This is a genomic window from Belnapia mucosa (assembly GCF_016775475.1).
GTDB classification, from domain to species: Bacteria; Pseudomonadota; Alphaproteobacteria; order Acetobacterales; family Acetobacteraceae; genus Belnapia; species Belnapia mucosa.
In genome coordinates, this window is record NZ_JAEUXJ010000038.1 from 1 (window position 1) to 19666 (window position 19666).

Below are 19666 nucleotides of genomic sequence, written 5' to 3' on the forward strand. Positions count from 1 at the left end.
GCTCAAGCTCGTCCCGCTGCATGTGAGGATCGAATCAGCCAACCCGCTCCTGCGCAAGGGGGGGGTGGGTAATTACGGTATCCTGGCCGGAGATGCGGCGGACGGTTCGCCCCCATCCCGGAACCGGCCATGACGGCGCCTCGAGCCTTTCCCATTGTGGGCATCGGCGCCTCGGCCGGCGGACTTGAGGCGCTGGAGGGTTTCTTCCGTGGCCTGCCGGACCGCCCCGGCCTCGCCGTCGTCGTCGTCACTCATCTCAGCCCGGAGCGCGAGAGCCGGCTGCACGAGATCCTGACCCGCTACACTGACCTTCCCGTCCAGGTCGCCGCCAATGACCAACAGGTCGAGCCGGACCGGGTCTATGTCCTGCCCGCCGATGCCATTCTCGGCATGGAGGGCGGGCGCCTCAGGATGACCAAGCCCAATACCGGCCGGCGCGAGCGCAAGCCGATCGACATCTTCTTTGCCGCGCTCGCGGCCGATCAGGGCGAGCATGCTGCCGGGGTGGTGCTCTCCGGTGGCGACGGTGATGGCACGCTGGGTGTCAAGGCGATCAAGGAGCGTGGTGGCATCACCCTGGCGCAGGTGGCCGATGGCCACGGTCCGAACCATCCGGACATGCCGAACAGCGCCATCGCCACGGGGCTGGTCGACCTAGCCCTACCCGCCGATGAGATGGGGCCCCATCTGGTCGAGTTCGCCCGCGGCCTGCAGGTGCTTGACGGTATTGTGGCGACCAGCGGCCCGACCGAGCAGGGGCCAGCACTCGATGAGGCCCGGCAGGAAATCTGCACCATCTTGCGTAATCAGGTCGGCCATGACTTCGCCGGCTACAAGTCCAAGACCTTCCTTCGCCGCGTGCAACGCCGAATGCAGGTCAGGCAGCTCGACACGGTGGAGGGCTACCTTGAGCTGCTCCGGCAGGATCCTCAGGAGGTGAATGCTCTCTTTCGTGACCTGCTGATCAGCGTCACCAACTTCTTCCGTGACGCGGACGCCTTCGAGGCCTTGGCCGCCACCGTGGTGCCCAAGCTGTTCGAGGGGCGCGGTGCCGACGAGGTGGTGCGTGTTTGGGTGCCGGGTTGCGCTACCGGCGAGGAGGTGTTCTCGCTCGCCATCCTGCTGCGCGAGCACATGGACCGGCTCAGCTCGGTGCCGCGGGTGCAGATCTTCGCCACTGATATTGACGAGCGTGCGCTCGGCGTTGCTCGCACGGCGCGCTATCCAGGTCCGCTGCTGGACAGTGTCACGCCGGAGCGGCGCGAGCGGTTCTTCATCTCCGACGGGGGGAGCTATATCCTAGCCAAGGAGGTGCGCGACCTCTGCGTCTTCTCGCCGCACAGCGTGCTCCGAGATCCACCGTTCTCCCGTATCGACCTGGTCTCCTGCCGCAACCTGCTGATCTACCTCGGGTCCGAGGTGCAGAACCAGGTCATTCCGATCTTCCACTACGCGCTCCGGCCCGAGGGCCATCTCTTCCTTGGCACCTCGGAGAACATCAGCAGCTTCGGTGACCTTTTTTCTCCAGTTGAGAAGAAGCACCGCATTTTCCGCCGCCGACCGGATACGACACCAACCATCCGCCTGCCCATGGCCCTTGGGACCCTGCGGTCGGGGCACGCCGCCGAGCCAGCCTTGCGCCGGACCGCGAGCAGCGGCGCCGCGCTGCGGCATGCCGTGGAAACCCAGGTGCTGGAGCGGTTCGCGCCTCCTTTTGTGGTGGTGAACCGTGACGGCGAGGTCGCCTACTACTCCGCCCGGACGGGCAAGTATCTGGAGGCAGCGACGGGGACCCCAACACGACAGATCCTGACCATGGCCCGTAAGGGGTTGCGCCTCGACCTGCGAACCACCCTACGGGAGGCGGTCGAGACAGGCCGCGCCGTCTCACGTGGCGGGGTCGCGGTTGAGGAAGAGGATGGGAGGGTTCAACTGGTCACGCTCACGGTCGAGCCTCTGCGCCACCGTGACCAGGCCGATCCGCTCTACCTCGTACTTTTCGCTGATGCAGGCCCGGTGTTAAGCCGCGAGGAGGCACTCGGCCGCAGTCAAGTGATGCCGGACGGTGCGGCACTGCGGCTCGAGGCGGAGCTGCGGGAGACGCGCGAGCGACTGCAGTCGCTGATTGAGGAGTACGAGACGGCGCTGGAAGAGCTGAAGGCTTCGAATGAGGAGCTGGTCTCGCTCAATGAGGAGTTGCAGTCCACCAACGAGGAACTCGAGGCCTCGAAAGAAGAGCTGCAGTCCGTCAACGAGGAACTGCAGACCGTCAACCTTGAGCTGAACACCAAGATCGAGGCGCTGGACCGCGCCAATGACGACCTGCAGAACCTGTTCGCCAGCACCGACGTCGCCACCATCTTCTTGGACCGGGACCTGCTCATCCGCAGTTTCACCCCGGCGGCGACGCGGGTGTTCAACCTCCTGCCCGGCGATCGCGGGCGACCCATCACTGATCTCTCCAGCCGTTTTGCCCTGCCTCAGCTTGGCCAGGACATCGCCGCGGTACTCGCTGGCGCCGAGCCGATCGAACGGCGCCTCGATCATGAGGAGGCTCGGGCCCACTACCTCGTACGGCTGGCGCCCTACCGGAACGGTGACCGACAGGTGGATGGGGTGGTGATCAGCTTTGTTGATGTCACCGGCCTGACCCAGGCTGAAGGCCACCAGCGTATGCTGATTGCCGAGCTGCAGCATCGCACCCGCAATCTGCTGAACGTGGTGCAGGCCATTGTCATGCAGACGCTGGGCCGGGACGGCACCCCGAAAGCTTTGAGGGAACGGCTGACTGCTCTTGGACGGGTGCAAAGCCTGGTCAACCAGACAAAGGGCGACGACGTCGACCTCGCCGAGGTTATTCGCCTTGAGCTGCGGGCCTATGCCGCGGGGCAGGACGGCCGCGTCACCATTGCTGGCCCGTCAATCGCCCTCAGCCTTGATCGTGTTCAGGTACTGGCGCTGGCGCTGCACGAGCTGACCACCAATGCGGTCAAGTACGGTGCCCTGAAGGAGGAAACCGGGCAGCTTCAGATCCGCTGGTCAGTCGAGGATGATGCTGATGGCGGTCCGCTGCTCATAGTAGACTGGCGCGAGAGCGGCGTCACCATGCCGCCGGACATCTCTCGCCGGGGCTACGGGCGGGAGCTGATTGAGCGAGCACTGACCTACACGGCGCGGGCGAAAACCCAGCTTACCTTCGGCGACGACGGCGTGTGCTGCTGGATCGAGATGCCGCTTGCAGCGCGGCGGGAAAACCCGGTTCAGCCCAGAGGTGTGTAGCGGAGCGATACTGGCCCCCCACCCGAGCATAGGGCCAAGACGAGCTACCCATCTCGGCATGCTCTCTTGCGATAATCAACCCCTACCATGAATGAGTGCCTGCCGGACGGCTTGCTTCGTACGGCAAAAGCGCCGCTTCACGCGCTTCGCGGCCGTCTGCTCCCGATGACCGTTCTCCCAAACAAATCAGCTTGCCGCCTCCAAGGCTTCGACCACGACGCGAAGGCTTCGGTCGAGCACCTTCTCCTTTCTCAGCACGAGGCCAAGCTCGCGTGAGACGGTTGGGCGGAGCGGCCGCCTTCGTGCGCCGGGCACATCATCCGCCAGCGCGAGTGCAGGAAGAACCGAGGCGCCGAGCCCGCTCGCGACCAGCACTTTGATGGCCTCGACGCTGCCAAGTTCCATGATCGGCTTCGGCACCAGACCCGCCTCGCGGAACCAGGCATCAACGACCCCGCGTGTATCGCCTCCGCTTTCGTAGAGGATCAGCGGCATCGTCATCAGTTGTGCGGGCGAGAGCGCTTCAGTTCCGGAAGTGCCCGTGGGTACCAGCGCCTCCAGGCCATCGTGCCGTCGTGCTGCGGTGGTCAGGCTGCGGCTCAAGTTGCGCGGCATGGTCACAAAGCCTGCATCCAGGTCGCCCTCCTCAATGCGGCGGAGGATTTCAGGCGTGTTGCCGATCGCTACCAGGATCTCGAGCCCGGGCATTCGTGCTTTGGCGGCGGCCAGCACTGGCGGCAGCAGGTGTATGCAGGCAGTGGCACCTGTCCCAAGTCGAACCCGGCCCGTCTCACCTGAACGAAAGGCCGCAGCAGCAGAGACAACCTCCGCTGCAGCCACTTGAGCCCGGCGTGCCGGTTCTATTACGGCGTGTCCGGCCGAGGTCGCCACGACGCGACCGCCTGCGCGATCCAGGAGGCGCACGCCGAGGATACGCTCCAACTCGCGCAGCTGCTGGCTGGCCGCGGGCTGGGTCAGGTGCAGGGACCGCGCGGCCTCCGTCACGCTGCCCCGCTCCACGGCGGCTAGGAAGGTCCGGAGCTGGCGAAGGGTCGGGGTTTCCATAAGCACAATTTATTCCGATGCACCGCATCCAGAAAACTTTCTTTGCAGCGCGACACACTCGGCCGAGCATCAGGAGCAGGGCTGGAGCCCGTTCCATCCCTCTTCCCCTGGGCGGACCTTCGATGAGCGCGACGCTAACAACCCCTCCTTCGCTTCTCTGCATCCGGGCTGCCACCGAGGCCGACATACCGCCCATCACCACGATCTACGGGCAGCATGTCCGAGAAGGTTCCGCCTCGTTCGAGACGGAGGCGCCCGATAGAGAGGAAATGGCACGCCGCCGCGCCGCCTTGGTCGAGGGCGGTTACCCCTATCTTGTCGCCGAGGAGGGCGGCGAGATCATGGGATACGCCTATGCGGGTGCCTATCGCCCACGTGTGGCCTACCGGAACACCGTGGAAAACTCGATCTACCTGCGCCCCGACGCTGCCGGGCGCGGGATTGGATCACAGCTCCTGGCTGCTCTGGTTTCGGCCTGCGAGGCGCGTGGCTTCCGGCAGATGGTCGCGGTGGTTGGCGATAGCGCCAACTTCGCCTCGATCCGCTTGCACGAGCGGCATGGCTTCCGGCGGGTCGGCACGTTGGAGGCCGTGGGTCACAAGCATGGGCACTGGCTCGACATCGTTCTGCTGCAGCGCCGCCTAGGCGAGGGCGCGTCCTCGGCGCCGCAGCCGCAAGATGCCTGACCCCGCGGAGGCCACTCCTCCAACGCGGCGCCTCACCCTTTCGCTCGGGCTGCACCAACTCCTGGCCTGGGCCACAACGTTCTACGTTCCAGCGGTGATCGTTGGGGATGTGGCCCGCGATCTCGGCACAAGTCCCTCTGTCCTGATCGCAGGCTTCTCAGGGGCTCTGCTTATCACGGGCGTCTGCTCGCCAATGGTGGGAAGCTGGATCGGGCGCGCGGGCGGGCGAAAGCCGATGGCAGCGGGAGCCTTGATCTCCGCCGCCGGGCTCCTGCTGCTCGCGGGAGCCCCAAATCTCGCGACCTGGTGGCTGGCCTGGGCGGTGCTCGGCCTTGGCATGGCGCTCAGCCTCTACGATGCGGCGTTCGCAACGGCAGGCGCGACGCTCGGCCCTGCTGCCCCGGCCACCATCACAGGCATCGCGCTGATCGGCGGCTTCGCGAGCACTCTCGGCTGGCCGATCGGGAGCCTCCTCCTGAACGAGTTAGGCTGGCGTAGCACATTGCTGGCCTATGCGGCCTTGCAAGTGGTGATCAGCCTGCCGCTGATCCTTTCCACCGTACCGGCTCTCGTTGCCTGTTCCGCCCTGCCCTCCAAGCCTCCGCCGGAAGACCACCGGCGGGACCGCCTGCAACTCGCCAGCCTGACAGGCTTCTTCGCTCTGCGCTGGTTCATCACCTCGGCTATCGCTGCACATGTGCTCCTGCTGATGAGCGGGCTCGGACTCCGCCCCGCCCAGGCCATGATGGCGGCCATGCTGATCGGTCCAGGCCAAGTGGCTGGGCGGCTGCTGGACTGGCTTGCAGCACGGTGGCTCGGTCCCTTGTCCCGGGCACGGATCGGGGCGCTGCTCTTCCCCATCGGGTCCCTGCTCTTGCTTTCGGGACTCCCCGAGGCGGCCTTCGGCTTTGCGCTGCTCTACGGCGTGAGCAACGGCATCCTGACCGTGAACCGGGGCACCTTGCCGCTGCTGATCCTTGGACCGCAGGGCTATGCGGCTAGGATTGGGCAGATCGCCCTGCCCGTGATGCTCGCTCAGGCCTCGGCGCCAACCCTGGCCGCGCCGCTGATTGCCCGTGTGGCAGAGCCGGAGGTGATTCTGCTCGCCGGCGCCGTCGCAGGTGTCTCGGCCCTGATGCTGTTGCCCCTACGCATCCGTCACGCAGGTGGCTGATCGGGAAGCACTCTCCGCGTTGGTAAGAAGCTCATGTCAGCTTTCGTTGGTCCATACCGCCGCAGGGAACCGGCCGCTTCCGGCCAATCTCGGCAACTCTGGGGAGCGACTACAGGGATTGGCAGAGCTCGAGCCTGGCCGCAGAACCCGACGCTTTGACCTTGATCACCTGATGAGGTGGATGCCCCCTGCTCCGCGGCATCGAGGTGCCATAGCGTGGTTGGCGCTGAGCCTGACCACGAAGGAGAGGAGGCATCCATGGAGAAGGTTACGACAGTCGGCCTCGACCTGGCCAAGAGCGTTTTCCAGGTGCATGGGGTCAATGCGGCAGGCGGGGTGGTGGTGCGGCGCAAGCTACGCCGGTCAGCCCTGCTGGACTTTTTCGCGGCTTTGCCGCCCGTCCTGGTCGGCATGGAGGCCTGTGGCGGAGCGCACTACTGGGCGCGCGAGCTGACCCGCCTCGGCCACACGGTCCGGCTCATGCCACCGGCTTACGTGAAACCCTACGTCAAGCGCGGCAAGACCGACGCGGCGGACGCCGAGGCGATCTGCGAGGCAGTGACGCGCCCGACCATGCGCTTTGTGCCAATCAAGACCGAGAGCCAGCAGGCGAGCCTGGTGGAGCTCAAGGTCCGCGACATGCTGGTTCGCCAGCGGACCTAGACCGTCAACGCATTGCGCTCGCATCTCGCTGAATACGGCATCGTGGCGGCGCAGGGGCGCAAGCTCGCCGAGCTGATCGCGGTAGTTCGCGATGGCGACGATGCCCGGCTGCCCCATCTAGCACGCGAGGCGCTGGGCGAGCTGGTGGCGCAGATTGAGGCCTTGGAAGAGCGCATTGCCCGGCTCGACAGCCGCATGGTCCGCCATGCCCGTGAGGACGAGACGGCTCGGCGGCTGGCCAGCATTCCCGGCATCGGGGCGATCGGGGCAACAGCCCTGGCTGCGATGGTGTCCAATCCGCAGGGCTTTGCCTCGGGGCGGCACTTCGCGGCCTCGCTAGGCCTGACCCCGAAGCCGCACTCGAGCGGCGGCAAGGAGCGCCTGGGCCGGATCTCCCGGCAGGGCAACTCCATGTTGCGCCGCCTGCTGGTGCTCGGTGCCACCAGCCGCCTGCGCTATGCCCGACGCAGCCCGGAGGCGGCGGACTGGGCCACGCGGCTGCTGGCGCGGCGGCCTTTCAAGGTCGTGGCCGTGGCGCTGGCCAACAAAATGGCCCGCATCGCCTGGGCCCTGCTGGCCCGAGGAGGGACCTACACCACAGCCGCGACTGCCTGAGCGGTCGCGTCCGAGCTCGCCGGGCGCCGCGCCCGGCGAGGGCCAAGGTGCTGAAGCGACGATGACAGCGAGAGACCGGTGAGCCGGTGGCGAGAGAGGCCGTTTATCGCAGTGCGCCCCCACAGCGCGTTCACCTGATTGCCCCTCGTTCCGCGCAGCTCATCAGGGCCCGCGGCCAGGCCGGCCGCATCAGAGGCCGCACACATGACCGCACCCGTGCTCTCGGTGCCAGAGTTGCTGATTCGCCTTGACCCGCAGGGGGCATCCACACATGCGATAATCCCCCACAGAGCAAGTCAGCCACATCGGTCAAACACTGGCGCCGCAACCGAGACTGGCGATCCTCGACATCAAGACACTGAAGGCTTCTATGTGCGCGCCAGCACAGCTGCATTCACAGTGCTTGGACAATGGAGCGGCCAGTTCAGGCTCGACCCATCACAGTGCATTCTGGGACCATCTACCTATTCTAGTCCAAGAAGCCAAAGTTCAAGCGAAACAGCCCGGATTTTAGCGCCGGGGAGCGTACGGTTGAGCTGAGCGCGGTTCTGCATGATCCATGTTAAGCAGCCGAGCTGGCTGTCGAAGGGCTCAAACTCGTCTCTGCTGGCCCGGAGGGTCAAGCGGTTGACCAAGTATCTGGAACCTTTGTGGCAGCCTGGCGCTCCCGCCCAGTTCCTCTCGGGCGAGACAACCGCCGGCACCCAGTAGCGCCGGGCTGAGGCTAGATGGTCGACATCGCATCGGCGCATTGGCCGCCTCTCGTGGAATGACACCATCCGGTGCCGCGGCGCCAGACGCCGCGGCGGGGGAATGGCTCACCAATCGGCAAGCCCCACGGTTAGGGTCGGGCTAAGTCAAAGCGGTTGGCGTTCATCATCTTGGTCCAAGCCGCCGCGAAATCGTCAACAAATTTCCGACCTGCATCAGCCGCTGCATAGACCCCCTCGCGCAGCTTGTGGGGGCCGCCGATGCTGATTTCCGGCGCGGGCTTCAATACGCTGGCGCGAAGCGCGGCAATGGCGGCGGCCATCTGCGCGCGCTCTCGCCGGCCCTGATACCCCAAGCGGTTAGGACGCAGTGGACAGCGTCGCCCAGGCTCGGGCGCGCCGGCGCTGTCGTGGAGTGCGCCTGAGTAGCCTCTATCCCAGTAGACGCTGCTGGATGACACGCAGAGTTGTGATTCGCTGAATCCAGGAAGGATTGGAGGTGCGCATTCCAGATGTGTGATGCTGCCTCCCTGGCGCTCCGGCGGCTTTGATCTTGCCCTCACCGTAAGACCGGAGTGCAGCAGAGGGTTGGACCATGTTCATGGCCGCCTCGCCTGCCGACCGCGCTGAAGGGTACCCGGCCCCGCCAGGACCTTGCGCTGAAGACTGCACCAGACGGATCCGGCGGCCATGATCGTCGCGCTGATCTTCGTCCTCGTGGCTGTCGGCTCGGTGGTGTTCCACTTGTTGAGCCCCTGGTGGTGGACGCCAATAGCGTCGAATTGGACCTACATCGACGCCACGATCACCATGACCTTCTGGATCACTGGGGGCGTCTTCGTCGCGGTTGTCCTCTTCCTGGCGTATTGTGTGTTCCGCTTCCGCGCCGTCCCGGGTGGACGCGCCACTTATGAGCCGGAGAACAAGCGCCTCGAGGTTTGGCTGACGGTTGCGACCGCCCTCGGCGTCGCGGCTATGCTCGCTCCCGGTCTTTTCGTGTGGAGCCGTTATATCAGCGTGCCGGCGCACGCAACCGAGATCGAGGTTGTTGGCCAGCAATGGCGCTGGAGCTATCGGCTGCCCGGCCCCGACGGGCGCCTTGGTGCTGTGGAGACGCGTCTGATCGGCCCCGATAATCCGCTCGGCCTGGTGCCTGGCGATGCCGCAGGCCAAGATGACATCATCATCGAAGCGGAGGACCTGCACCTTCCGATTGGCCGGCCAGTGAAGGTACTGCTGCGCTCGATAGACGTGCTGCACGATTTCTACGTGCCTGAGTTCCGAGCGAAAATGGACATGGTCCCGGGCTCAGTCACCTATTTTTGGTTCACGCCCACGCGCACCGGCACCTTCGATGTGCTGTGCGCCGAGCTCTGTGGCTCCGGGCACTCGATGATGCGCAGCCGCGTCATGGTGCAGACCGCAGCGGACTACCAAGCTTGGCTCGAGGGCCAGCGGAGCTTCGCTCAGCTCGCGAACCGTAAGTAGGCCACGGGTTAAGCAATCGGCACGGGGAGCCCGACACGATCGGGACTCGCCGGCGAGGACGGAGGAAGGCGATCCGATGAGCGAGCTCGCGCATGGCGCCGACGGCCCGATACCGGCTGCGGAGGTGCCCGAGATGGAGTTGCCCCATCCGCACGGATGGTGGACAACTTATGTGTTTAGTCAGGATGCTAAGGTCATCGGCATCCAGTACTCGCTGACGGCGCTGGCAATCGGGATGGTCGCGCTCGTGCTGTCCTGGCTGATGCGACTGCAGTTGGGCTTTCCCGGCACCTTTAGCTTCATCGATCCACAAGCCTATTACCAGTTCATCACCATGCACGGGATGATCATGGTGGTGTACCTGCTGACCGCACTGTTTCTCGGCGGTTTCGGCAATTATCTCATCCCGCTAATGCTGGGCGCGCGGGACATGGTGTTCCCCTTCGTCAACATGCTCAGCTATTGGATCTATCTGCTAGCTGTGCTGGTTCTGGTGGCGAGCTTCTTCGTTCCCGGCGGACCGACCGGGGCAGGCTGGACGCTGTATCCGCCGCAGGCGATCCTCACCGGTACGCCCGGGCGCGATTGGGGTATAGTGCTGATGCTGGTGTCGCTCTGCCTGTTCATCGCAGGCTTCACCATGGGCGGACTCAACTACGTGGTCACCGTGCTGCAAGCGCGAACGCGGGGCATGACACTAATGCGCATGCCGTTGACCATCTGGGGCATACTCACCGCAACAGTGATGGCGCTGCTTGCCTTTCCGGCTCTGTTCGTAGGCGCGGTGATGCTGCTGCTCGACAGAGTGCTAGGCACGAGCTTCTTCATGCCGACCTTGGTTGAAATGGGCCAGCAGCTTCGCTATGGCGGCGGCAGCCCGATCCTCTTCCAACATCTTTTCTGGTTCTTCGGCCACCCGGAGGTCTACATCGTCGCATTGCCCGCTTTCGGCATCGTTTCCGATCTCATTAGCACGCATGCGCGGCGCAACATTTTCGGCTATCGCATGATGGTCTGGGCGATCGTGGTGATCGGCGCGTTGAGTTTCGTGGTTTGGGCGCACCACATGTATGTCAGCGGGATGCATCCGTGGTTCGGCTTCTTCTTCGCCACGACAACGCTGATTATTGCTATCCCGACGGCGATCAAGGTGTACAACTGGTTGCTGACGCTCTGGCATGGCAACATCCACCTGAACGTGCCGATGCTCTTCGCGCTCGGTTTCATCGTTACATTTGTGAATGGCGGACTGACAGGCCTCTTCCTTGGCAATGTGGTGGTCGACGTGCCGCTCTCCGACACGATGTTCGTCGTGGCACATTTTCACATGGTCATGGGCGTCGCGCCCGTGATGGTTATATTTGGCGGAATGTATCATTGGTATCCGAAGGTCACCGGCCGCATGCTCGACAGTGCTATGGGCAAGGTGCACTTCTGGGTCACTTTCCTAGGCGCCTACGCGATCTTCTTCCCGATGCATTACCTCGGCCTGCTCGGCGTGCCACGGCGCTACTACGAAATCGGTGAGACCTCCTTCGTGCCAGCATCGGCGCACGACCTCAACGCCTTCATTAGCGTCGTGGCGCTCGTCGTTGGCGCTGCGCAGATGCTGTTCCTGTTCAATCTTATTTGGAGCTTGTGGCACGGGAAGGACGCGGGCCCGAATCCCTGGCGGGCGACGACGCTCGAGTGGCAGACGCCGGAGACGCCGCCCGGGCACGGCAATTGGGGCCGCGAACTGCCGGTGGTCTATCGCTGGGCTTACGACTACGCCGTTCCGGGTGTCGAGCAAGACTTTGTGCCGCAGAACCAACCGCTGCCGCCGCGGGCGCAGGTCGCTAAGGGAGATGCAACGCCGTGACCGGCACGCTGTTGTTCTTCGGCGGACTCGTGGCGTTCGCGCTCTGGTGGCTATCGCGCCAGGGGCTGGCTGCCAAGCCGTGGCTCGAGAGCGGGGTGCCGGGCGATGCACCGGCAGGCGACACGACTATCTCCGCCGCGAAGATTGGGCTCGCCATATTTATGGCTGTCGTGTCTACGCTGCTTGTCTTGCTGCTCAGCGCCTATTCCATGCGGATGGAGATGGCAGATTGGAGCCCTCCGCCGCGTCCAGGATTGCTCTGGGCGAATACGGCCGTGCTCGTCCTGGCCAGCATCGCGCTCCACCACGCCGTGCACGCGGCAAAGCGGGGAAGGCGGGATGCAGTGGCCTCGTCCCTGCTGGTTGGCGGGACCGCTGGCCTGTTCTTCGTACTCGGTCAGCTACTGGCGTGGCGAGAACTCGCCAGTGCCGGCTACCTGCCTGCGAACAACCCGGCTGATGCCTTCTTCTATCTCATTACGGCCTTGCACGGGCTGCACCTGCTGGGAGGCCTCGTCGCGCTGGGCCGGACAGGCACCACGCTACGGCGAGCGCCGCTGGCGCGGCTGCAGCTCAGTTTGGAGCTCTGCGCCAGCTACTGGCATTTTCTGATGGCCGCCTGGATCGTGCTGTTCGTCGCGCTTGCCTTCGCGCCGCCGCTCGACTGGCTCGTCGCTCTCTGCACCGCTCCGCTGAGGTAGGACCGAGACCGATGGATACCGCACCGCTGCACGACGACACCGCCACCCGGCCCCAAGGTTGGCGCAGCGTGGTTGCCGATTGGTCCTCAGATCAGCGCTCCTTCAAGGAAGCGTCTTGGGGGAAGGTCATGATGTGGATCTTCCTCCTCAGCGACACCTTCATCTTCGGCTGCTTCCTGCTGTCCTACATGACAGTACGGATGTCCACGACGATGCCCTGGCCAAATCCGAGCGAGGTTTTCGCGCTCGAGATCGGTGGTGCGCACCTGCCGCTCATCCTGATCGCAGTCATGACTTTCGTGCTAATCAGCAGCAGCGGCACCATGGCGATGGCCGTCAACTACGCCTACCGGCGCGACCGCCGGAAGACAACCGCATTGGTGCTCCTCACCGCGCTCTTCGGCGCTCTCTTCGTTGGCATGCAGGCCTTCGAGTGGTCCAAGCTGATCCAGGAAGGTGTTCGTCCTTGGGAAAACCCCTTCGGCGCTGCGCAGTTCGGCGCCGCGTTCTTCACCATAACGGGCTTCCACGGCACCCACGTGACAATCGGCGTCGTCATCCTTCTGGTAATCGCCCGCAAAATTTGGCGTCGGGAATTCGACAATCAGCAGCCTGGTTTTCTGACAGGTCGGAAAGGCCGCTATGAGATGGTTGAGATCGCTGGCCTCTACTGGCATTTCGTTGACTTGGTCTGGGTCTTCATCTTTGCCCTGTTCTATCTTTGGTGAGGGAGACGCTGATGGCGCATGCATCCACATCTGCCTCCATCGCGGAGGCAGGCCAGCAACACCCGATCCGTATCTATCTTTTGGTCTGGAGTTGGCTCTTCGTGCTTAGCTTCTTTTCCTATCTTGTGGATTTATTCCACCTGCAGGGGCTGCTGCGCTGGAGCCTGATTCTGGTCTTCATGATGCTGAAAGCGGGGCTAATCGTTGCTGTCTTCATGCATATGCGATGGGAGCGGTTGGCGCTGATCTATGCAATCCTGATCCCTCCCGCGCTTGTGCTGGTCTTCGCGGCCTTGATGATCGTCGAGGCCGACCACACGCTGCTGACGCGGCAGACTTTTCTGGGCCCGGAGGGCGGGTGAGATGCCTGCGGTGCAGCCGGGCCGACGCTTGAGCAACCGCGGCATCATCGGCACCGGCCTCGTAATCTGCATCTTGCTGGCGCTGGCGCTCGCCTGGTTCTTCGAGCTGCTGGCCTAGAGCGGTTTTCGATCAGTCTGCATCGTAACCTGCGGCGGCGAAGTAGTTGGCGCACTCGGCGGGGGTGAAGGTCTCGATGATGCGACCGATGCTGACCCAGAGGCCACCGATGGTGCGTTCGGCAGCTGAGCGGAGCGCGGCCTTGAGCTTGGCGAAAGCGTTCTCGATCGGGTTGAAGTCGGGGCTGTAGGGCGGGAGGTAGAGCAGGCTCGCGCCCGCGGCCTCGATGGCTGCTCTGACACCTGTGCCCTTGTGGCTGCCGAGGTTGTCCATCACGACGATGTCGCCAGGACGCAGCTCGGGCACGAGGACCTGGTCGACATAGGCCTGGAAGAGTTCACCGTTGATCGGCCCGTCCAGCACCATGGGAGCGACCATGCCGGTGTTGCGCAGTCCGGCGACGAAGGTCGTGGTCATCCAATGGCCGTGCGGGATGGCGGCCCGCAGCCGCTCGCCCCGGGGTGCCCGGCCATGGGTGCGGGCCATGTTGGTCGAGGCCCAGGTCTCATCGATAAATACCAGACAATCAGGATCGAGGTCAGGCTGGGCCTCGAACCAAGCCCAGCGCCGCTTCAGGATGTCTGGACGGTTCTGCTCGGCGGCATGCGCCGTCTTTTTTTAAGCGTCAGGCGGTGCCGTTGGAAGAAGCGCCATATCGTCACGATACCCGCTGACACACCCAGCTTGGCCAACTCCGCTCGGATCTCCTTGAGCGTGATGTCAGACTTCCGGTCCAAGAGGCTTCGGATCAGTGCCCCGTGCGCCTCAATATGCTTCGACCGACGGTCCCCACCCAGTGGCCCCGGCGCCACAGAGCCCGCCTCCTGCGCCAGGGTGCACCAGCGGATCGCGCTCGACACGCTGACCCCAAAGCGGGCCGCCGCCGCACGTCGAGACGCCCCCGCCGCAACGGCAGCCACCACACGCTCCCGCAGGTCCACCGACAACGCCTTCGACATGCTCACCAGCCCTCTCGCAGCGAGCACTGAATCACCTCCCGGCAGCCAGCGAGGTCACAACCGATTCAGTCAGGCAGAAAACCGCTCTAGCAGCAAGCCGGCGTTTGCGTAGCGCAACACGTCGGCGCCAGCGCGACCACGAACCCGCATGGGGTTAGGGTTGTACCACGACTTTCCTGTAAAGGTGCCAGGTCGCGTGACCGAGCAGCGGCATCACCACCGCGAGACCGACGAAGAGTGGCAGGCAACCGAGTAGGAGGAGCGCCGCCACAATTAGGCCCCAGACGGCCATTGCTCCCGGATTCGCCATCACCGCCCGAACCGACGTGTGTACTGCGACGCGGAGGCTGACATTGCGTTCCAGCAGCATAGGGAAGGATACCACGGTAAGGGTCAGTACAAGCAGGGCGAACAGGAATCCCACCGCATTGCCGAGCAAGATGAGGTTCCGGCCCTCGGGCGTGCTGAGGATTTGCTGTCCGAACGCCACAAGGGAGACCGGCATAGGCAAGCTGCCCATCGTCATCCGGTAAACCATTTGCGCTGCGAAGAGCCAGGCGAGGAAAATGATGCAGAGCATCAGCCCGAGCGACACGATGGTGCCAAGGGAGGGTGATCGTAGCACATCGAAAGCGTTGAACCAGGACACTTCTCGGCCCTGTTCGAGACGGCGACTCAACTCGTAGATGCCAAGGGCTGCAACCGGTCCCATGAGGGATAGTCCTGCGACCATCGGATAGAGCAGCGGTAGCAGTGCTCCTCCCGAAGCCGCTCGCGCGGCGATCAACCCGATCAGCGGGTAAATGATGCCGAGGAACAGGATCTGGGTCGGTGTTGCTGCGAAGTCTCGGTAGCCGCGCAGCAGTGCGTCGCGCAGATCTGATAGGCTGATTGTGCGTACGACTGGTCCGTCATGGCTGGCAAGCCAGCTCTTGGGTGCGAGGACATTTGCCATGGTTATGCCCCTCCGTTTGTGCACTCACGGGTGCCGCCGCCCGCGATCGGGCAGGAGGGGCGATCAGGCCGCCAGGATGCCGGATAACGGGTGCGGCGATGCACCTGTCGGCGTTGGGTCGGACCTCGTTGCGTCAGGATCTTAGCATCGCCGCAGTTAGCTGGAGCGCGCAACGTCGTGAGGTGGCGACGGCTTTGTCACGTCCTTGGGCGCAGCGTGGAGGCACCGCCCTCATCCGCGGTGCCTCAGCGGTCATCAGGCTATGACGCGGCTGCCATCGAAACGCGTCAAGGAGAAGCCTTCAAATGGCTCCTGCAAGGTCATCCGCTCGTCGCGTAACAGGGCAATCGCCACCTCCTCACCGAGCGGCATCGAGGCCGCAGCATCGGACCACCAGTGGATGCCGGTCCAGTTCCGGCCCATGGCTAGGTTCATCGCAAGCTTGTTCAGTTCACCGCCAACGGTCAGCGGCGGACCCGTGTAGGGCACCAACCGCGTCGGATCCCCCGGATCGGGCTGGACCGGCCTCTCCAGGGTACGGCTCTCGTCGAAGAACGCCTTCAGCACCGTCGCCGTAACCGCCGCGACGCTGGCACCGCCACCGGGGTAAGCAGAGAAAATCGGCGAGCCGTCAGGAAATGTCTGCGAGAGGAGGTAGCTGCCCCCCTTCGCCCGAGTGCGGTCGAGCGCTTCCGATCGGAGGAAGTCGTCATGTAATGGGTAGTCCGTGACACCATTCGCAAGGCGTTGGTGCGCAAGCCCGCCATAGGCTTCGGGGCGCAGCGTGCGATGGACGAACCACTTCTGCCAGTAGGCCGCACGCGGACCGCAGCTGATTGCTTGAGCAAGAACCGCCTGCAGATACGAGGGCCCGAAGGTCGCGCCGCCCGGGCTCTGGTTTCGGAGGCGACGATAGGGGTTTGCCTGGCTCAGCGGCGACTGCGCCGCGGCAAACATACCACCGTACTGCGGGTCTGCCTCGACCGAGGGCGTGCCGAGCAGGAGGCTCAGGGCGACCGGCGAGGTCAGGCCCTGGCGTACCAGCTCAGCCAGGTCACGGCCGTTGGCGATATAGCGCGGGGTCGCTTCGAAGCGCGGCTGACCGGCCACCGGCTGTCCGTTCTGCGCCCTCAGCCACTGTTCATAGTCGGTCAAGAACTCGCTGTCCGGCGTCGAGGGACGGATGCGCGCACTGATCCACTGTGCGCCGAAGGGCACGTCGCGGAGCAGGAACTGCGACACCATCGGCCCGTCCAACACCCCCGGCGGTGTGACCGCGCGTCCCTTCGGATCGGCCGGATCGACATAGAGAGCGCCGCCGCGGAACAGTGTGGCTGGCGTGACGCGCCCGTCCATCTTGGCGCCCCTGTAGCCGGGCATGCGACTGAGTTCGGCTGCCGCGGCTAGCACGCCGGGGTGACCCGTGCCGTCCCGGTACTCGCTGAAGGGTACGTCGCGCAGCAGAGCCTGCCAGTACACCTCCGCGGCTTCGGCGGCGCGTTCGGCGCTGGCGAGCGCCGGCGGTGCGGGAATGGTGATCTGCGTCGGCGTGATGCCCGCGAGGCTGACCGCCATCGTGCCAAGGGGGTTGCCGAGGCGGCGGGTGCCGCCGAGCGGAATCTTGTCAAAATCAGTCGTCTCGCCGGACTGACAGGCATCCGACACCGCCTGCCATGCGGCCGGCTCCACCTCGCCACGCGCGTTGTGTGGCAGTGCCCGCGTGTCCGTCCCGATCCGGTTGGGGTAGCGCGTCTCATCACCATTAACAGGATGCGGGGCGATGGGCACTTGGCTTGCCTGAAGCGCGCAAGCCTGCCTGACCTCGAGCGCCCGGCGCTGCATCGCACTGTCGATTGGACGAGCCGGCGGTGCGGAGCCCGTCCCTTGCGCCGCCGCTGGCGCGACCGGCGCGAGATCTGACGTGCCCAGCGCGGCCCCGAGCGAGAAACCGGTCGCGCTGAGTAGCACCTGCCGGCGCGGGGGAGCCCGGGACGTCTTTCCCGACGCAAAGCTCGATTTTGGTTCTATATTGCAATAATTGGTCATGTGGACCTCCGCCTCTCCGGTGATAGGAGCGCCGTGACGGCGGTTCGCGCGGTGCGGTCGGTGTCCACGACGGGCCTGGCCGTCGCCGTGCGGCGAGCAATGCTCGACCGCCGACAGTGGACAGTATCAGTGCAACTGGTTCAGGGACAGAAGAATAACCATTTCCCAGGCGGGGTCGGACCTTGTCGTCATACGGGAGGACCGAAAAACCTCAGAAGACGCTCCCGCTGTAAGGCCGTATGTCCGCCGCTGAGCCCGGATGGCTTGCTCTAGACTACGCTTGGTGAACCCAAGGGTGGGCTGCGTGAATGGGCTCACTCGGCACGCAGGGAGGACGGACCGTGACGGAGAATGGCACCGTTTTCGTGGGGATCGACGCGGCCAAGGTCAAGCACGCGGTGGCGGTGGCCGAACTTGGCCGGAGCGGCGAGGTTCGGTATATCGGTGAGATCGACGCTGCTGCTGACGCTGTGCGCAAGCTACTGACGCGCTTGGCGGCGAGGTACGGTAAGCTGCACGTGTGCTACGAAGCCGGCCCGACGGGCTACGGGCTGTACCGGCAGGTGATCGGCCTTGGCCATGAGTGCACCGTCGTCGCGCCGTCGCTGATCCCGCGCAAGGCCGGCGACCGCGTGAAGACCAACCGGCGCGACGCGGTCCAGCTGGCACGCTTGCTGCGCGCCGGTGAGCTGACGGCAGTTTGGGTGCCGGACGAGGGTCATGAAGCAATGCGCGACCTGGTTCGCGCACGGGAGGCGGCCGTCGACGACCTGCGGCGCAAGCGCCAGGTCATATCGTCGCTGCTGCTGAAGCACGGCCGGGCATACTCCGGCAAGACGACATGGGGCACGATGCACGTACGCTGGCTGCAGGGGCAGACCTTCACTCATCCAGCCCAGCAGGTGGTGCTGCAGGAGATGGTTCTTGCTGAGCGGCATGCGCGCGAGCGCCTGGGCCGGATCGAGGCATCGATCGTCCAACTGCTGCCCGGCTGGTCGCTGGCGCCGGTGGTTGAGGCGCTGCAGGCGTTGCGTGGCATTCGCCTTGTGACGGCCGCAACCATCATGGTCGAGGCCGGCGATCTGGGACGCTTCGGGACCGCGCGGCAGTTCATGGGGTACCTTGGGCTCGTGCCGGGTGAGCGATCGACCGGCAACACCGTCCGCCGCCTCGGGATCACCAAGGCCGGCAACGGTCGGCTGCGGCGGGCTCTCGTCGAAAGCGCCTGAACCTACCGACACCCGCCGCGCACCGGCAAGCTCAAGCATTACGTGCTCGAGAAGCTGCCCGCGTCCGTGAAGGACATTGCTTGGAAGGCACAGAATCGGTTGTGCGCGCGGTACCGGGCTCTCGCATCACGCGGCAAACAGCTCACTGTCGCGGTCACCGCCGTGGCACGCGAACTCGCAGGCTTCGTCTGGGCGGTCGGACGGGAGGTGAAGCTGGCCTAGCAATCCGCCGCCCCAGCCGCTGCCGTTATAAGGCTGCGCAAGGGTGGGGGCGGGGCAACGGCAGGGGAACTCCCGTCGGACGCTTTGTGGCCGGCCATGCCGACGCCCGCAGTAAGATCGGGAAGCCCCGGGACGCATAAGCGGAGATGCGGTATCCAATCCGCGGATGGGAGCATGATCACCGACGTCCATCGACCCCGCCTCCTCCCCTACGCGGCCATCTTGGCCCCGCCATCGAAGGCGGGCGATGTCACGCGCCAAAATGCATTGACTGCGGACATCAGAGCGGCCGCGTTCGAGCTCGCCGGGCGCCGCGCTCGGCGAGGGCCAAGGTGCTGCAGCGACGATGACAGCGAGAGACCGGTGAGCCGGTGACGAGACAGGCCGTTTATCGCAATGCGCCAACCGAGCGCGCTCGCATGATTGCCCCTCGTTCCGCGCAGCTCATCAGGGCCCGCGGCCAGGCCGGCCGCATCAGAGGCCGGACACATGACCGCACCCGTGCTCTCGGTGCCAACGCTGCAGATTCGCCTTGACCCGCAGGGGGCATCCACACATGCGATAACGCCGCTTGCCGCAGCTGAGGCTGTCGTAATTGGGCGCAAAGGAGAGGCCGCCCCGAAGGGCGGCCTTAAGATGCAGCGAACAGGTAGAAGGGACAGCTCTCCAACGTGGCCCTCGGTGGCCCGGTTCGCGAGCGTTCCGCACCAGCAGCGGCGCTGGTTAGATTCTGACGCAGAATAACTGAATCGGATGTGATGGCGGTCTGGCGGCCAGGTGGTCAAAGGGGCTGCCGGTGGCTGGC

Annotated in this window: 13 protein-coding genes and 2 pseudogenes; 10 read left to right on the plus strand and 5 right to left on the minus strand. The window is 64.9% G+C overall.

The window, feature by feature from the left end; all coding sequences use genetic code 11:
- The first annotated feature begins 129 nt into the window (after positions 1-129).
- Positions 130-3279 (plus strand): CheR family methyltransferase, encoded by a 3150-nt coding sequence (locus JMJ55_RS29235; RefSeq protein ID WP_202829138.1) that lies wholly within the window; start codon positions 130-132, stop codon positions 3277-3279.
- A gap of 186 nt (positions 3280-3465) precedes the next feature.
- Here the strand turns inward: JMJ55_RS29235 and JMJ55_RS29240 are convergent, their stop codons facing one another.
- Complete coding sequence (locus JMJ55_RS29240; RefSeq protein WP_202829139.1) at positions 3466-4344, minus strand: LysR family transcriptional regulator; 879 nt, start codon at positions 4342-4344, stop codon at positions 3466-3468.
- Positions 4345-4466: 122 nt separating this feature from the next.
- Here JMJ55_RS29240 and JMJ55_RS29245 point away from each other — a divergent pair, with 122 nt between their 5' ends.
- From JMJ55_RS29245 to JMJ55_RS29255, 3 genes and pseudogenes are all read left to right on the plus strand, one after another.
- Positions 4467-5030, plus strand: coding sequence for a GNAT family N-acetyltransferase (locus JMJ55_RS29245; RefSeq protein WP_202829140.1), 564 nt, complete (start codon positions 4467-4469; stop codon positions 5028-5030).
- On the plus strand, positions 5023-6204 hold the full coding sequence (locus JMJ55_RS29250) for an MFS transporter (protein ID WP_202829141.1): 1182 nt from the start codon (positions 5023-5025) through the stop codon (positions 6202-6204). The genes JMJ55_RS29245 and JMJ55_RS29250 overlap by 8 nt, the downstream gene beginning before the upstream one ends.
- Positions 6205-6462: 258 nt before the next feature.
- Positions 6463-7482 (plus strand): annotated as a pseudogene (locus tag JMJ55_RS29255) (IS110 family RNA-guided transposase).
- Positions 7483-8323: 841 nt separating this feature from the next.
- Here the strand turns inward: JMJ55_RS29255 and JMJ55_RS29260 are convergent.
- Positions 8324-8515, minus strand: a complete 192-nt coding sequence (locus tag JMJ55_RS29260) for a hypothetical protein (RefSeq protein ID WP_202829142.1) — start codon at positions 8513-8515, stop codon at positions 8324-8326.
- 367 nt (positions 8516-8882) lie between these two features.
- Here JMJ55_RS29260 and JMJ55_RS29265 point away from each other — a divergent pair, with 367 nt between their 5' ends.
- The 5 genes from JMJ55_RS29265 to JMJ55_RS29285 all read left to right on the plus strand — a co-directional run bounded on the left by JMJ55_RS29265 (position 8883) and on the right by JMJ55_RS29285 (position 13332).
- Positions 8883-9680, plus strand: coding sequence for a cytochrome c oxidase subunit II (locus JMJ55_RS29265; protein WP_202829143.1), 798 nt, complete (start codon positions 8883-8885; stop codon positions 9678-9680).
- A gap of 76 nt (positions 9681-9756) precedes the next feature.
- Entirely contained in the window at positions 9757-11541 is a 1785-nt protein-coding gene (locus JMJ55_RS29270; RefSeq protein WP_202829144.1) for a cytochrome c oxidase subunit I, read from the plus strand.
- Positions 11538-12242 carry a cytochrome c oxidase subunit 3 gene (locus JMJ55_RS29275; RefSeq protein WP_202829145.1) on the plus strand — a complete coding sequence of 235 codons (705 nt, stop codon included), beginning with the start codon at positions 11538-11540 and terminating at the stop codon, positions 12240-12242. Before JMJ55_RS29270 ends, JMJ55_RS29275 begins: the two co-directional genes overlap by 4 nt.
- An 11-nt stretch (positions 12243-12253) precedes the next feature.
- Positions 12254-12970: a heme-copper oxidase subunit III family protein gene (locus JMJ55_RS29280; protein ID WP_202829146.1), complete on the plus strand. Its 717-nt coding sequence runs from the start codon at positions 12254-12256 to the stop codon at positions 12968-12970.
- 11 nt (positions 12971-12981) lie between these two features.
- A complete protein-coding gene (locus JMJ55_RS29285) occupies positions 12982-13332 on the plus strand; it encodes a cytochrome C oxidase subunit IV family protein (RefSeq protein ID WP_202829147.1) in 351 nt (116 codons plus the stop codon).
- 130 nt (positions 13333-13462) lie between these two features.
- On the opposite strand, the gene JMJ55_RS29290 is transcribed toward JMJ55_RS29285, so the two are convergent.
- The 3 genes from JMJ55_RS29290 to JMJ55_RS29300 form a co-directional block, all read right to left on the minus strand.
- Positions 13463-14409 (minus strand): IS630 family transposase gene (locus JMJ55_RS29290; RefSeq protein WP_202829148.1). Its coding sequence is split into 2 segments (ribosomal slippage): positions 13463-14070 and positions 14070-14409, totalling 948 coding nucleotides; the frame shifts between segments, so codons are not numbered across the junction.
- A gap of 154 nt (positions 14410-14563) precedes the next feature.
- The gene (locus JMJ55_RS29295; RefSeq protein ID WP_202829149.1) at positions 14564-15364 is read right to left on the minus strand and encodes a DUF2189 domain-containing protein; all 801 of its coding nucleotides are present in this window, start codon (positions 15362-15364) and stop codon (positions 14564-14566) included.
- Positions 15365-15619: 255 nt separating this feature from the next.
- On the minus strand, positions 15620-17410 hold the full coding sequence (locus JMJ55_RS29300; protein ID WP_202829150.1) for a phosphatase PAP2 family protein: 1791 nt from the start codon (positions 17408-17410) through the stop codon (positions 15620-15622).
- Between the two features lie 308 nt (positions 17411-17718).
- Between JMJ55_RS29300 and JMJ55_RS29305 the strand changes: the two are divergent.
- Positions 17719-18861 (plus strand): annotated as a pseudogene (locus JMJ55_RS29305) (IS110 family RNA-guided transposase).
- The last annotated feature ends 805 nt before the right edge of the window (positions 18862-19666 follow it).